This window comes from Streptomyces similanensis (assembly GCF_039543625.1).
GTDB lineage: Bacteria > Actinomycetota > Actinomycetes > Streptomycetales > Streptomycetaceae > Streptomyces > Streptomyces similanensis.
Genome location: NZ_BAABKC010000045.1, coordinates 47,385 through 60,620, shown reverse-complemented (window position 1 = coordinate 60,620; position 13,236 = coordinate 47,385). Strand labels below are relative to the sequence as shown.

Here is a 13,236-nt window from a genome sequence, read left to right as displayed (position 1 = left end):
CCACAAAACCCCTCCGTGTTCTTCGTCCCTGTCCCCACGGGCGGCCGTGGCCGTCCCCAAGAGAGAGTGTGAGAGTGCTCGTACTCGTCGCTCCCGGCCAGGGCGCCCAGACGCCCGGCTTCCTGACCCCCTGGCTCGAACTGCCCGGCGCCGCCGACCGTGTGGCCGCCTGGTCGGACGCCATCGGACTCGACCTCGTCCACTACGGGACGCAGGCCGACGCGGACGCGATCCGCGACACCGCGGTGGCCCAGCCGCTGCTGGTGGCCGCCGGGCTGCTGTCGGCCGCGGCACTCGGTGACATCGCCCCCGACGCGGTCGCGGGTCACAGCGTCGGCGAGATCACCGCCGCCGCCTTCGCCGGCGTGCTCAACGACACCGCCGCCCTCACCCTGGTGCGCAAGCGCGGTCTGGCGATGGCCGAGGCCGCCGCCGTCACCGAGACGGGCATGTCGGCGCTGCTCGGCGGCGACCCGGAGGTCTCGATCGCGCACCTGGAGAAGCTGGGCCTGACCCCGGCCAACGTCAACGGCGCGGGCCAGATCGTGGCCGCCGGCACCATGGAGCAGCTGGCGGCGCTCGCCGAGGACAAGCCCGAGGGCGTGCGCAAGGTCGTGGCGCTGAAGGTGGCCGGCGCCTTCCACACTCTCCACATGGCGCCCGCCGTCGAGAAGCTGGCCGAGGCCGCCAAGGCGCTCTCGCCGGCCGATCCGAAGGTCGCCTACGTCTCCAACAAGGACGGCCGGTCGGTCACCAGCGGCGCCGAGGTCGTCGAGCGGCTGGTCGGCCAGGTCGCCAACCCGGTCCGCTGGGACCTGTGCATGGAGACGTTCAAGGAACTCGGCGTCACCGCCCTGGTCGAGGTGTGCCCCGGCGGCACGCTCACCGGGCTGGCCAAGCGCGCCCTGCCCGGCGTCAGGACGCTGGCCCTGAAGACCCCCGACGACCTCGGCGCGGCCCGCGAGCTCATCGCCGAGCACGCGAACGCCTGACGCCCTAAGGAGCCGATCGAACATGGCGAAGATCAAGCCCAGCAAGGGCGCCCCGTACGCCCGCATCCTCGGGGTCGGCGGCTACCGGCCCACCCGGGTGGTGCCGAACGAGGTGATCCTCGAGACGATCGACTCGTCCGACGAGTGGATCCGTTCGCGCTCCGGCATCGAGACCCGGCACTGGGCGTCGCCGGAGGAGACCGTCGCGGCCATGTCCGTCGAGGCGTCCGGCAAGGCGATCGCGGACGCCGGCATCGAGGCCGCGCAGATCGGCGCGGTGGTCGTCTCGACCGTCTCGCACTTCAGCCAGACCCCCGCCATCGCCACCGAGATCGCCGACCGGCTCGGCACGGACAAGGCCGCCGCCTTCGACATCTCGGCGGGCTGCGCCGGCTTCGGCTACGGACTGACCCTCGCCAAGGGCATGGTGGTCGAGGGCAGCGCCGAGTACGTGCTGGTCATCGGCGTGGAGCGGCTGAGCGACCTGACCGACCTGGAGGACCGGGCGACGGCCTTCCTGTTCGGCGACGGCGCCGGCGCGGTCGTGGTCGGCCCCGCCAAGGAGCCGGCGATCGGCCCGACGGTGTGGGGCTCGGAGGGCGACAAGTCCCAGACGATCAAGCAGACCGTCTCCTGGGACCGCTTCCGGAGCGGCGACGTCTCCGGGCTGCCGGTGGCCGCCGACGGCACCATCAAGTTCCCTGCGATCACGCAGGAGGGCCAGGCGGTGTTCCGCTGGGCCGTGTTCGAGATGGCGAAGGTCGCCCAGCAGGCGCTGGACGCGGCCGGGATCACCGCGGACGACCTGGACGTCTTCATCCCGCACCAGGCCAACGTGCGGATCATCGACTCGATGGTGAAGACGCTGAAACTGCCGGAGCACGTCACGGTCGCCCGTGACATCCGCACCACCGGCAACACCTCGGCCGCCTCGATCCCGCTCGCGATGGAGCGGCTCCTGGCGACCGGCGAGGCGAAGAGCGGCGACACCGCGCTCGTCATCGGCTTCGGGGCGGGTCTCGTCTACGCCGCGACGGTCGTTACCCTCCCCTAGGCACTCCGTGCCGGATCATGCGTCCGGTGCGGGCAGCACTGCCACCACCCTCTGAAACACTACGAAGGAGCGCCGACATGGCCGCCACTCAGGAAGAGATCGTCGCCGGTCTCGCCGACATCGTGAACGAGATCGCCGGGATCCCGGTCGAGGACGTCAAGCTGGACAAGTCCTTCACCGACGACCTGGACGTCGACTCGCTGTCCATGGTCGAGGTCGTCGTCGCCGCCGAGGAGCGCTTCGACGTGAAGATCCCCGACGAGGACGTCAAGAACCTCAAGACGGTCGGCGACGCGACCGACTACATCCTCAAGCACCAGGCCTGATCAACCGATCATCGCCATGGGCTGACTGCCCCGCCACCCGGCGGTGGCGCCGTTTGAATCCTCGCATCCGTTGGAGAAAGAATTCCCGTGAGCTCGACCAATCGCACCGTGGTCGTCACCGGTATCGGCGCAACCACACCGCTGGGTGGCGACGTGGCCTCCACCTGGGAGGGTCTGGTCGCCGGCAGGTCCGGCGTCAAGCCGCTGACCCAGGAGTGGGCGGCCGAGCAGGCCGTCCGTATCGCGGCCCCGGTCGCCGTTGAGCCGACCGAGACCATCCCCCGGCCGCAGGCCCGCCGTCTGGACCGCTCGGCGCAGTTCGCGCTGATCGCCGCCCAGGAGGCGTGGCAGGACGCCGGCTTCACCGGCAAGGCCGGCGAGGACGGCGCCGTCGACCCCGACCGGCTCGGCGCGGTCATCGCCTCCGGCATCGGCGGCGTGACCACCCTCCTCGACCAGTACGACGTGCTGAAGGAGAAGGGCGTACGCCGTGTCTCCCCGCACACCGTGCCCATGCTGATGCCGAACGGCCCCTCGGCCAACGTGGGCCTCCTCGTGGGCGCCCGCGCGGGCGTGCACACCCCGGTCTCCGCCTGCGCGTCGGGCGCCGAGGCCATCGGCTACGCCATCGAGATGATCCGCACCGGCCGCGCCGACGTGGTCGTCGCCGGCGGCACGGAGGCGGCGATCCACCCGCTGCCGATCGCCGCGTTCGGCAACATGATGGCGATGTCCAAGAACAACGAGGACCCCGAGGGCGCCTCCCGCCCCTACGACGTCGCCCGGGACGGCTTCGTCCTCGGCGAGGGCGCCGGCGTCCTCGTGCTGGAGTCCGCCGAGCACGCCGCCGCGCGCGGCGCCCGCGTCTACGCGGAGGCGGTCGGCCAGGGCATCTCCGCCGACAGCCACGACATCGTGCAGCCCGAGCCCGAGGGCCGCGGCATCTCGCACGCCCTGCACAACCTGCTGGACCGCACCGACCTGGACCCGGCCGAGATCGTGCACGTCAACGCGCACGCCACCTCGACGCCGGCCGGTGACGTCGCCGAGCTGAAGGCGCTGCGGAAGGTCTTCGGCGACCACGCGGACCACATGGCGGTCTCCGCGACCAAGTCGATGACCGGTCACCTGCTCGGCGGCGCCGGCGGTGTGGAGTCGGTGGCGACGGTGCTGGCGCTGTACAACCGGGTGGCGCCGCCGACCATCAACGTCGACAACCTCGACCCCGAGGCGGAGGCGAACGCGGACGTGGTCCGCGGGAGCGCCCGGAAGCTGCCCGCGGAGGGGCGGATCGCGGCGTTGAACGACTCGTTCGGGTTCGGCGGGCACAATGTCGTGCTGGCGTTCCGTACGATCTGAGGAGCGCTGAACGGCGTCGGCCCGGACCCCTGGAGGGGTTCGGGCCGACGCCGTTCGTGTGAGGTCGTGCGACCAGTGGACGGAGTCTCAGACCACCTGGTGGAGCCAGCGGACCGGGGCGCCCTCGCCCGCGTAGCGGAAGGGTTCGAGTTCGTCGTCCCAGGGCTTGCCGAGGAGCTTGGCGAGTTCCGCCTCCAGGTCCGTCTCGCCGCCCTGGGAGCGGGTGAGGGCGGCGCGCAGGCGGTCCTCGGGGATGAGGATGTCGCCGTGGATGCCGGTGACGGCGTGGAAGATGCCGAGGTCGGGGGTGCAGCTGTAGCGCTCGCCCTCGGCGGTGGCGCACGGCTCGGCGGTGACCTCGAACCGCAGCAGGTGCCAGCCGCGCAGCGCGGAGGCGAGCTTGGAGGCGGCGCCGGCCTGGCCCTGCCAGGAGAACTCCGAGCGCCAGGTGCCGGGCGCCGCGGGCTGCCGGATCCAGTCCAGGCTGACGCGCGTGCCGAGCACCCCGGCGACGGCCCACTCGACGTGCGGGCACAGCGCGCGCGGCGCGGAGTGCACGTACAGGACTCCACGTGTCGTCGTCACCGGGACCTCCGGGCAGAGCGGGACAGGGGGCGGGCGGGCGGTCAGTGGCGCGACGGCCACGTTGATGGCGAGGCTACCGTGCGACGGGCCAAGGAGTGTGACGTACCGTCGGTCCTGGTGCCAGGAAACCCCCGGCATTCACCCATGGGGACGCTTGTACGGGTGCGCGCCGTCACATCGGAGGGGGTGAGGAACCCCCGCGCGTTCTCATGGAGGGGACCGGCAGCACCGTAGGACGACCGAGGGGATTTCCAGGGATGCGGAAGCGAAGCCACCGTCTGCGGGCCGCGCACGCCGTCGCGGCGGCCGCCGTGCTGACCGTCGCGGGCTGCTCCACCGCCGGCGGGGGCGCCTCCGGCGACACCGGGGCGCGGGCGTCCGCGAAGCCGACCCCGGAGTGGGACACCTCCCCGGAGTCGATCGTCGCGGTCGGCGACTCCATCACGCGCGGCTTCGACGCGTGCGCGGTGCTGACGGACTGTCCGGAGGTGTCCTGGGCGACGGGCAGCGACGCCGCGGTCGACAGTCTGGCGGTACGGCTGCTCGGGGCGGGCGGCGCGGCGCAGCACAGCTGGAACCACGCGGTGACCGGGGCCCGGATGCGGGATCTGAAGGCGCAGATGGACAAGGCGGTGGTGCACCGGCCGGAGCTGGTGGCGATCATGGCCGGCGCCAATGACGCCTGCCGTGCCTCCACGGCCGAGATGACGTCGGTGGCGGACTTCCGCAGCCAGTTCCAGGACGCCCTGAAGACCCTGCGCCAGACGCTGCCGAAGACGCAGGTGTACGTCTCCAGCGTGCCGAACCTGAAGCGGCTGTGGTCGGAGGGGCGGACCAACGCGCTGGGCAAGCAGATCTGGAAGCTGGGGATCTGCCCGTCGATGCTGGGCGACGCGGACGCGCTGGACGGGGCGGCGACCGCGCGGCGCGAGACGGTGCAGGCGCGGGTGGTGGCGTACAACAAGGTGCTGGCGGACGTCTGCGCGAAGGACCGGCGCTGCCGGTTCGACCACGACGCGGTCTTCGACTACCGCTTCGGCACGCAGCAGCTCAGCCACTGGGACTGGTTCCACCCGAGCCGCAACGGTCAGGCGCGGCTCGCGGAGATCGCGTACCGCACCGTCACGGCCGCGACGCCGTGACCTTAAGGTTCTGGGCATGAGCATGAGCGAAGTCTTCGGCCGGCTTGACGACGGGACCACGGTGCACCGCTGGACCCTGGAGCGGGCCGGAGTGCGGGTGCGGGTGCTGACGTACGGCGGGATCGTGCAGTCGGTGGAGGTCCCGGACCGGGCAGGTCGCACGGCTCAGGTGGTGCTCGGCTTCCCCGGCCTGGAGGGCTACGTCGCCCATCCGGAGCCGTTCCTCGGCGCGCTGGTCGGCCGGTACGCCAACCGGATCGGCGGCGCCCGGTTCGCGCTGGACGGCCGGGCGTACCCGCTCACGGCCAACGACGGGCCCAACTCGCTGCACGGCGGGGCGAACGGCTTCGACAAGCGGGTGTGGGAGGCGACCGAGGTGGCGCACGGCGTGCGGCTGGCCCGCGTCTCCCCGGACGGCGAGGAGGGCTTCCCGGGGCGCCTCGACGTGTCGGCGACGTACACGCTGGACGCGTCGGGCGCGCTGCGGATCGCCTACGAGGCGGTCACGGACGCGCCGACGGTGGTCAACCTGACCAATCACACGTACTGGAACCTCGGCGGCGCGGGCTCCGGTCCGACCGGCGGCCACGAACTGCGACTCGCCGCCGCCCGTTACACCCCGGTCGACGACCGCCTGATCCCGGCGGGCGAGCCGGCGGAGGTGGCCGGCACCCGGTTCGACTTCCGCCGCACCCGGGCGCTGGGGGCCGGCTACGACCACAACTTCGTCCTGGACAAGGGCGTGACGGCGGCTCCCGAGGAGGTCGCCGAGCTGCACGACCCGGTCTCCGGCCGCGTGCTGACGGTCGCCACGACCGAGCCGGGCGTCCAGCTCTACACCGCCGACCACCTCACCGCCCCGTTCACCCCGAACGCCGGAACCGCCCTGGAGACCCAGCACTTCCCCGACTCCCCCAACCGCCCGGACTTCCCACCCACCCGACTGAACCCGGGCGAGGTGTACCGCTCGGAGACGGTGTACGGGTTCTCGGTGCGGTGACGAGACCGCGGAGGGGCGACTCCCGGCGCCGCGGGCCCCGGTCCGTGGGGTCAGGTCCGTGGACCGGGGCTGTTCGCGGGGGGAACTCGTCCCGGTGCCGAAGGTAATCGGCGAGGTGGCGTGGTGCGGGGTGATCGGGGGTTCGGCGGCGGTCTCGTACGAACCCTTCACAAACGGGCGGGCACGGCGGCGACCGCCTCCACCTCGATCCGCGCCTCGGGGCGGAACAGCCGGGGCACCTCCATGGTCATGCTGGTGGGCGGGGTGCCGGTGAGGTACGCGCGGCGGACCGCGCCGTAGGCGGGGAGGTCGCCGATGTCGGTGAGGTAGGTGCGGATGCTGACGATGTGTTCCAGGCCGGCGCCGTGCGCCTTCAGGAGCGCGGCGATGGTCTCGAAGACGCCGCGGCTCTGCTCGGCGACCGTGTCGCCCTCGGCGATCTGACCGGAGAGGAACAACAGGGCGCCGCCGTCGGCCTGTTCGACGCGGGCGACCTGGGAGTAGTAGGGCGTGAGGGGCTGCGGGGCGTCGGCCGGGTCGTCGAGGGTGACGCGCATCGTGCTGCTTCCTGTCGGCGTGCTGCTGAGGTGGCGGGCGGTGCGGGAGACGTCGGCCGCGGCGAGGGCGGGCTCGTGGGCGGCGGCCTGCCGGTACTGGTCCGACACGGCCCGTACGACCGGGAGTTGGGCCGCGCGGGCGGCGAGGTCGAGGTCCTTGACCGCCAGGGCGGTCGCGAAGTGGACGTCCTCGGCGAAGGCGCGGGCCGCCGCGCCGGCGAGCGGGCCGGCGGCGAGGGCGGTGCGCGCGGTGTCCTCGTCGAGGCCCAGGGCGGCGGCGAGCCGCAGCGCCTCCGCGACGATGCCGATGCCGACGAGGGCTGCCGCGTTGAGGACCAGTTTGAGGGCGGCGCCGGAGCCGGCCGGGCCGGTGCGGGTGACGGCGCCGAGGGTGGCCAGCACGTGGTCCACGCCGGTCGTGTCGCCGCCCGCGAAGATGGCGAGCCGGCCGGTGGCCGCCCGGTCGGTGCTGCCCGTGACCGGGGCGTCGACCAGGGTCGCCCGGTCGCCGACGCGGGCGGCGAGCGCGCGGACCGCGTCCGGTCCGACGGTGGACATCTCGATCCAGCGCGCGCCGGGCGGCAGCGCCGGCAGGACGGCGTCGGCGACGGCGGCGAGGGCGTCCGGGCCGGTGAGCATCGTGATCACCACGTCGGCGTCGCGCGCGGCGTCGGCCGGGGAGGCGGCGTGCCGGGCGCCCTCGGCGACGAGCGGGCCGGCCTTCGCCGCCGTGCGGTTCCAGACGGTCACCGGGTGACCGGCGGCCAGCAGCCTGCGGGCCATCGGGGCGCCCATGTGCCCCAGCCCCAGGAAGGCGATCTTCTGGGTGGGGTCGGGCTTCCCGGTCGTGGTCTGCTCGGTGGTGGTCTCGGCGGTCGGGTCGGGCTTCTTCATGGCGCTGACGCTAGGGCGGGACCAGGGATGCGACCAGCGAATGTCTAGCATGGCTGGCATGTCGAGTACGCATGGCGGCGCGCGGGACGGCCTGCCCGAGGTGTCCACCGTCTGGGTCCGGGTCTTCCTGGAGGTGGCGCGGCACGGGTCGTTCACGGTGGCCGGGCGCCATCTGGGCTGGACGCAGTCGGCGGTCTCCCGGCAGGTCTCGGCGCTGGAGTCGGCGCTCGGCGGCGGTCCGCTGTTCGACCGGCTGCCGCGCGGGGTGCGGCTGACCGAGGCCGGGCGGACGTTCGTCGGGTACGCCGAGGCCGTCGCCGAGTCGCTGCACGAGGCGGTGCGGGAACTGGCGGCGCTGCGCGAGGCGGCGGGCGGGCAGGTGCGGTTCGGGGCGTTCAGCACGGCCGACGCGGCGCTGGTGCCGTGCGCCCTGGCCGCCTTCCGCGCCCGCCATCCGGGCGTACGGATCTCCCGCGAGGAGGGGCTGACGCCGCGGCTGCTGGAGCGGCTGGCCGCCGGGCACCTGGACCTGGCGGTCGTCTCCACCACGCAGGGCGCCCCGATGGAGGCGTACACGCTGCACCACCTGCTGGACGAGCCGCTGTACGTCGCCGTGCCCGCCGGGCATCCGCTGGCCGGTGCGGACGGGCCGGTGCGGCTGGCCCGGTTCGCCGACGCCGAGTGGATCTCCGGCAGCGCGCGGCCCGAGGGGACGCTGCTGGACGCGGCGCTGCGCCAGGGGTTCCGGCCGCGCGTCGGGCACGTCGTCGCCGAGTGGACCGCGAAGCAGGGCTACGTCGCCGCCGGGCTCGGCGTGGCGCTGGTGCCGGCGCTGGCCGTCGCGTCCGTACGGCCCGACGTGACCCTGCTGCCCCTGGACACGGCGGACGTCCCGTGCCGTGCGGTGTACGCGGCGAGCGTGCGGGGGCGGTCGCTGTCGCCGGCCGTAGGGGCGTTCCTCGGGGTGCTGCGGGAGGCGGCGGTCAGCGTGGCGGGCGGGGCGTCCCGGTCCCGCTGACCGGGGCGGCCGGGTCCGCCGCGCCCTGCCGGTCCTGCTGGTGCTGCTGGTGCTGCTGGTGCTGCGGGTCGTGCGGGTCCGGCTCCTCGGTGTCCTCGCCGAGCAGGTCGCGGGCGAGGAGGGTGGCGCCGGCCACCGCGCCCGGCATGAGGAAGACGGCGACGAACGGGACCAGGAAGGCCAGGCCCAGCGGGGTGCCGAAGCCCCAGACCAGGGTCTTGCGGGAGCGCAGCAGGGCGAGGCGGGCGCGCAGGTCGACGTCCCGGCGCTGGAGGGCGACGGCGGCCAGTTCCTCGGTGAGGAAGAAGCCGGTGACGAAGAAGCCGATCACCGGGATCACCGTCTGGCCGACGACCGGCAGGAAGCCCAGCGCGAAGAGGAGGACGCCCCACAGCGCGGCCCGCACGACGACGCGGAGGCTGTCGCGGGCGGAGATCCACAGTTCCCGCCAGAGCGGCAGGCCGGACTCGGGCGCGGTGCCGTCCGGGGAGACGTCCCGGTCGACCTGCTCGGAGAGGGCCTCGTAGAAGGGCTGGCCGATCAGCAGGGTGACCGCGGTGAAGGTGACCACGGCGAGGAGGAGTCCGAGGGCGAACAGGACGGCGGTGAGGAAGCCGCGGAACAGGCCGAGCCAGGGGCTGGGCCAGCCGTCGGCGAAGGGGGTGGCCCAGCCGACGGCGTCCTCGCCCCACAGGGCGAGCGCGGTGAGCGCGGCGGCGTACAGGAGCAGGGTGATCAGGCCCGGCAGCAGGCCGAAGCCGTACGCCCGGCCGTGCCGGGCCACCCAGCGCTGGCCCGCCAGCAGATATCCGAAGCCCACCCCGAGATCACGCATGGGGCCACTGTATCCAGGGGCTCGCACGGCCCCGGCGGCCGGACCGCGGGCGGCCGGGCGGGGCGGCCGGCAGCCGGGTACGGCGGCCGGGTACGGCGGCCGGGTATGGCGGAGGCCGCATCCCACGTCCAGGAATGCGGCCTCCTCGGTGCAAACGACCGGCTCAGGCAAGCGTCACGGTGATGTTGCCGCGGGTCGCCTTCGAGTACGGGCACACCTGGTGCGCCTTCTCGACCAGGGCCTTGGCGGTGGCGGCGTCGGCGTTCGGGATCTCGGCGGAGATCTCGACGATGATGCCGAAGCCGTCCTCGTTCTGGCCGATGCCGACCTTCGCGGTGACGGTCGAGCCGGTGATGTCGGCGCCCTCCTGGCGGGCGACGACGCCGAGGGCGCCCTGGAAGCAGGCGCTGTAGCCGGCGGCGAACAGCTGCTCGGGGTTGGTGCCGGCGCCGCTGCCGCCCATCTCCTTGGGCGGGTTCACGATGACGTCGAGCTTGCCGTCGTCGGTGGCGACGCGGCCGTCGCGGCCGCCCTCGGCGGTGGCGACCGCGGTGTACTTCACGTCGGACTGCTGGATGGGCATCGCTGTGTTTCCTCCTCGTTCCGTCGTGACTCGCGCCCACGATCACAACGGTTTCGGAATGAAGTTACCGCATGCCGGAAGGTGCGGGAAGGCGCCTCCGGCCCGGCGGCCTCAGAGCTTGACGATCATCTTTCCGGTGTTGTCGCCGCGCAGGACGCCGAGGAACGCCTCCAGCGTGTTGTCGATGCCCTCGACCGTCGTCTCGCGGTACTTCAGCTCGCCCGAGCGCACCCACGGGCCGACCTCGCGCACGAACTCCGGCTGGAGGTCGTAGTGGTCGCCGACGAGGAAGCCCTCGATGCGGCCGCGGGTCTGGATCAGCCGGGGCAGGTTCTTCGGGCCGGGCGCGGGCTCGGTGTTGTTGTAGACCGAGATGGCGCCGCAGATCGCGATACGGCCGTGGAGGTTGAGCGCGCCGATGGCGGCCTCCAGGTGGTCGCCGCCGACGTTGTCGAAGTAGACGTCGATGCCGTCGGGGGCGGCGGCGCGCAGCTGCTCGGCCACCGGGCCGTCCTTGTAGTTGAAGGCGGCGTCGAAGCCGTACTCGTCCGTCAGCAGCTTCACCTTCTCGGCGGAGCCGGCGGAGCCGATCACCCGCGCGGCGCCCTTGAGCTTGGCGAGCTGTCCGACCTGACTGCCGACCGCGCCGGCCGCGCCGGAGACGAAGACGATGTCGCCCTCCTTGAAGGAGGCGGTGCGCAGCAGGCCCGCGTACGCGGTCAGGCCGGTCATGCCGAGCACGCCGAGGTACGTCGACAGCGGCGCGGTCTCGGGGTCGACCTTGACCGCCTGGGTGGCCTTGACGGCGGCGTACTCGCGCCAGCCCTCGAAGTGCAGGACGTGGTCGCCGACGGCGATGCCCTCGGCGTGGGAGACGACGACCTCGCCGACGGCGCCGCCCTGCATGGGGCGGTCCAGCTCGTAGGGGGCGGCGTAGGACTTGGCCGCGGACATCCGGCCGCGCATGTACGGGTCTACGGAGAGGTACTCGTTGCGGACGAGGACCTGGCCCTCGCCCGGCTGCGGGAGCTCGGCCTCCACGAGGGCGAAGTCCTCCGGCTTCGGCCACCCGACCGGGCGGCTGAGCAGGTGCCATTCACGGCTGACGGCGGGGAGTGTGGGGGTGTCGGTCATGGTGGGCGCCTCTCGTCGGTGCGGGGTGGGGGGTTCGGGTGTGGGGTTGCGGGGGTGTGGGGGTGTGGGGGTGCGGCGAGGGGTGGGCCGCCGCCGCAATTACTTCAGCATATGAAACAACCATGCTCCTGAATATTTCATGGTGTCAAGCAAACGGGTACCCTGGATGCCATGTCCACTCCCCCGAATGCCCGTCGCCCCGACCCCGTGACCATGGAGGTCGTCGAGCTGATCGGGGATGTCGTGGCCCGGTTCTACGAGGACTACGAGGAGGCGGCCGGCGAGCACGCGCTGACCGGGGCGCAGGCGCGGCTGCTGAGTCTGCTGGCGCTGGAGCCGCTGCCGATGCGGAAGCTGGCGCTGAAGCTGAAGTGTGAGCCGTCGAATGTGACGGGGATCGTGGACCGGCTGGAGGTGCGGGGTCTGGTCGAGCGGCGGCCCGATCCGGCCGACCGGCGGGTGAAGCTGGCGGCGGCTACGGAGGAGGGGCGGCGGGTGGCTCGGGAGTTGCGGGAGGGGTTGCGGTTCGCTCGGGAGCCGCTGGCGGGGTTGAGTGACGCTGAGCGGAGGTCCCTGCGGGAGCTTTTGCGGAGGATGTTGGGGGTGGGGTGAGGTTTGGTGCGGGTGAGTTCGGGCTGAGCGCGCAGTTCCCCGCGCCCCTTCAGGGGGTGAGGGTGGGTGTTGATTCTTGGTGCGGGTGAGTTTGGGTACCGGAGTGAATCCTCTGGCCCCGGGCCTGCGGACCCTGAGCCACTTCTCCGCCGGCTTTCCTTGCCATCGAAAGGCAGCGACGATGTCGAATTTCTCGGACTGGCAGGACCGGATGCTGCGAGCGGTCTGGCGGCACGGGGAACAGCTCCCCGAGGAGGTACTGACGTGGATGGCCGAGCTGTACGACGAGCACGGAGAAGTACCGGAACCGGAATTCTGCGACCTCTGGACCACGCGAACCTTCGCCCTGGCGAGATCGGCCTTCGAGACGGTCGCCAGATCGGCGGAACAGGACACCGGAAAAGCGGCCACAGGCGACGACTTCCGCTACATCGACTACGTCCGCGACCCGGACCTGAGCCCGGTCGGCGTGGTCCACATCAAGTCGGCGGAGGTCTCCACACCCGATTCGGCAGAGGTTCTGGGTGCTGTGGCGGAAGGAGTGCAGGAATTCGTCATGAGCCACCATCGCGTGACCTGGCCCGTCTGCGGCGAGCACGACCGCGGTCTGCATGTGGGTTACTTCCATGAGACCGCGGTCTGGAAATGCACAGGGGGGATGGCAAAGGGTCACGTGGTAAGAGCGATTGATCCTGCCGTTCAGCTGTAAATCACGGCGGGGCGTCGAGAGCGCCGCGCAAAACCGCGTCAAAGCGGGTCAACGAAGTTGAGCGGTGCAAGGTGTCCTCGGGCTCGGCGGGTGGTAACGCAGCGTGTGCGTAGCCGCTGGTTAGCCGGGTTCCGGAAGCCGTGCGCATGATTACTCAGGACCACGAGCGCCTCATAACGGGGCCGACAGACCCGTCACCGACCGTGATAGCACGTCAGCGACAAGAGCCAGGCGCACCGCTCAAGAGCGAAGAGCCAGCAACGACACGGCTGTGGCCTCCCGCCGGGCATCCTGGGCGGGACGCTCAACGGCGGCTCGGCCGTCCTGGCGATGCACGAACTGGACAGCGCACAGTTCTGCGCCGTTGACCGCGCCCGCATGTCGGCGGCCGAGTTCGGGATCGACTCGAATGGCGGACTCGAGACCGAGCGACCTG

Annotated in this window: 14 protein-coding genes; 9 read left to right on the top strand and 5 right to left on the bottom strand. The window is 72.3% G+C overall.

What is annotated here, in order from left to right; translation table 11 throughout:
• The first annotated feature begins 74 nt into the window (after positions 1-74).
• From ABEB07_RS16255 to fabF, 4 genes are all read left to right on the top strand, one after another.
• Complete coding sequence (locus ABEB07_RS16255; protein ID WP_164582515.1) at positions 75-992, top strand: ACP S-malonyltransferase; 918 nt, start codon at positions 75-77, stop codon at positions 990-992.
• A 22-nt stretch (positions 993-1,014) separates the two neighbouring features.
• A complete protein-coding gene (locus ABEB07_RS16250) occupies positions 1,015-2,046 on the top strand; it encodes a ketoacyl-ACP synthase III (protein WP_176148807.1) in 1,032 nt (343 codons plus the stop codon).
• A 77-nt stretch (positions 2,047-2,123) separates the two neighbouring features.
• Positions 2,124-2,372 carry an acyl carrier protein gene (locus tag ABEB07_RS16245; protein ID WP_164582519.1) on the top strand — a complete coding sequence of 83 codons (249 nt, stop codon included), beginning with the start codon at positions 2,124-2,126 and terminating at the stop codon, positions 2,370-2,372.
• Positions 2,373-2,459: 87 nt separating this feature from the next.
• Entirely contained in the window at positions 2,460-3,731 is a 1,272-nt protein-coding gene (gene fabF, locus ABEB07_RS16240; RefSeq protein WP_176148808.1) for a beta-ketoacyl-ACP synthase II, read from the top strand.
• An 87-nt stretch (positions 3,732-3,818) separates the two neighbouring features.
• Here the strand turns inward: fabF and ABEB07_RS16235 are convergent, their stop codons facing one another.
• Positions 3,819-4,316 (bottom strand): DUF3145 domain-containing protein, encoded by a 498-nt coding sequence (locus ABEB07_RS16235; RefSeq protein WP_217711071.1) that lies wholly within the window; start codon positions 4,314-4,316, stop codon positions 3,819-3,821.
• A gap of 257 nt (positions 4,317-4,573) precedes the next feature.
• Between ABEB07_RS16235 and ABEB07_RS16230 the strand changes: the two genes are divergently transcribed.
• A complete protein-coding gene (locus ABEB07_RS16230) occupies positions 4,574-5,458 on the top strand; it encodes an SGNH/GDSL hydrolase family protein (RefSeq protein WP_345668988.1) in 885 nt (294 codons plus the stop codon).
• A 22-nt stretch (positions 5,459-5,480) separates the two neighbouring features.
• Positions 5,481-6,458 carry an aldose epimerase family protein gene (locus tag ABEB07_RS16225; RefSeq protein ID WP_345669030.1) on the top strand — a complete coding sequence of 326 codons (978 nt, stop codon included), beginning with the start codon at positions 5,481-5,483 and terminating at the stop codon, positions 6,456-6,458.
• Positions 6,459-6,625: 167 nt separating this feature from the next.
• Here ABEB07_RS16225 and ABEB07_RS16220 read toward each other — a convergent pair whose 3' ends face one another.
• Positions 6,626-7,909, bottom strand: coding sequence for an NAD(P)-binding domain-containing protein (locus ABEB07_RS16220; protein WP_345668987.1), 1,284 nt, complete (start codon positions 7,907-7,909; stop codon positions 6,626-6,628).
• A gap of 49 nt (positions 7,910-7,958) precedes the next feature.
• On the opposite strand from ABEB07_RS16220, the gene ABEB07_RS16215 reads away from it, so the two are divergent.
• The gene (locus tag ABEB07_RS16215) at positions 7,959-8,927 is read left to right on the top strand and encodes a LysR family transcriptional regulator (protein WP_425589013.1); all 969 of its coding nucleotides are present in this window, start codon (positions 7,959-7,961) and stop codon (positions 8,925-8,927) included.
• Here ABEB07_RS16215 and ABEB07_RS16210 read toward each other — a convergent pair.
• From ABEB07_RS16210 to ABEB07_RS16200, 3 genes are all read right to left on the bottom strand, one after another.
• Positions 8,893-9,762: an EI24 domain-containing protein gene (locus ABEB07_RS16210; protein WP_345668985.1), complete on the bottom strand. Its 870-nt coding sequence runs from the start codon at positions 9,760-9,762 to the stop codon at positions 8,893-8,895. The two genes, ABEB07_RS16215 and ABEB07_RS16210, sit on opposite strands and share 35 nt — an antisense overlap.
• Positions 9,763-9,925: 163 nt before the next feature.
• Positions 9,926-10,345: an organic hydroperoxide resistance protein gene (locus ABEB07_RS16205; protein ID WP_176148814.1), complete on the bottom strand. Its 420-nt coding sequence runs from the start codon at positions 10,343-10,345 to the stop codon at positions 9,926-9,928.
• Positions 10,346-10,456: 111 nt separating this feature from the next.
• Entirely contained in the window at positions 10,457-11,479 is a 1,023-nt protein-coding gene (locus tag ABEB07_RS16200) for an NADP-dependent oxidoreductase (RefSeq protein WP_345668982.1), read from the bottom strand.
• A 171-nt stretch (positions 11,480-11,650) separates the two neighbouring features.
• Between ABEB07_RS16200 and ABEB07_RS16195 the strand changes: the two genes are divergently transcribed.
• Positions 11,651-12,091 (top strand): MarR family winged helix-turn-helix transcriptional regulator, encoded by a 441-nt coding sequence (locus tag ABEB07_RS16195; protein ID WP_345668981.1) that lies wholly within the window; start codon positions 11,651-11,653, stop codon positions 12,089-12,091.
• A gap of 181 nt (positions 12,092-12,272) precedes the next feature.
• Positions 12,273-12,800, top strand: a complete 528-nt coding sequence (locus ABEB07_RS16190; protein ID WP_345668980.1) for a hypothetical protein — start codon at positions 12,273-12,275, stop codon at positions 12,798-12,800.
• Positions 12,801-13,236: the final 436 nt, after the last annotated feature.

Bases quoted from the DNA above. Each gene is read 5' to 3' on its own strand.
- ABEB07_RS16250 (WP_176148807.1), top strand. From the start codon at position 1,015: ATGGCGAAGATCAAGCCCAGCAAGGGCGCCCCGTACGCCCGCATCCTC.
- ABEB07_RS16245 (WP_164582519.1), top strand. From the start codon at position 2,124: ATGGCCGCCACTCAGGAAGAGATCGTCGCCGGTCTCGCCGACATCGTG.
- ABEB07_RS16230 (WP_345668988.1), top strand. From the start codon at position 4,574: ATGCGGAAGCGAAGCCACCGTCTGCGGGCCGCGCACGCCGTCGCGGCG.
- ABEB07_RS16225 (WP_345669030.1), top strand. From the start codon at position 5,481: ATGAGCGAAGTCTTCGGCCGGCTTGACGACGGGACCACGGTGCACCGC.
- ABEB07_RS16220 (WP_345668987.1), bottom strand. From the start codon at position 7,909: ATGAAGAAGCCCGACCCGACCGCCGAGACCACCACCGAGCAGACCACG.
- ABEB07_RS16215 (WP_425589013.1), top strand. From the start codon at position 7,959: ATGGCTGGCATGTCGAGTACGCATGGCGGCGCGCGGGACGGCCTGCCC.
- ABEB07_RS16210 (WP_345668985.1), bottom strand. From the start codon at position 9,762: ATGCGTGATCTCGGGGTGGGCTTCGGATATCTGCTGGCGGGCCAGCGC.
- ABEB07_RS16205 (WP_176148814.1), bottom strand. From the start codon at position 10,345: ATGCCCATCCAGCAGTCCGACGTGAAGTACACCGCGGTCGCCACCGCC.
- ABEB07_RS16200 (WP_345668982.1), bottom strand. From the start codon at position 11,479: ATGACCGACACCCCCACACTCCCCGCCGTCAGCCGTGAATGGCACCTG.
- ABEB07_RS16195 (WP_345668981.1), top strand. From the start codon at position 11,651: ATGTCCACTCCCCCGAATGCCCGTCGCCCCGACCCCGTGACCATGGAG.
- ABEB07_RS16190 (WP_345668980.1), top strand. From the start codon at position 12,273: ATGTCGAATTTCTCGGACTGGCAGGACCGGATGCTGCGAGCGGTCTGG.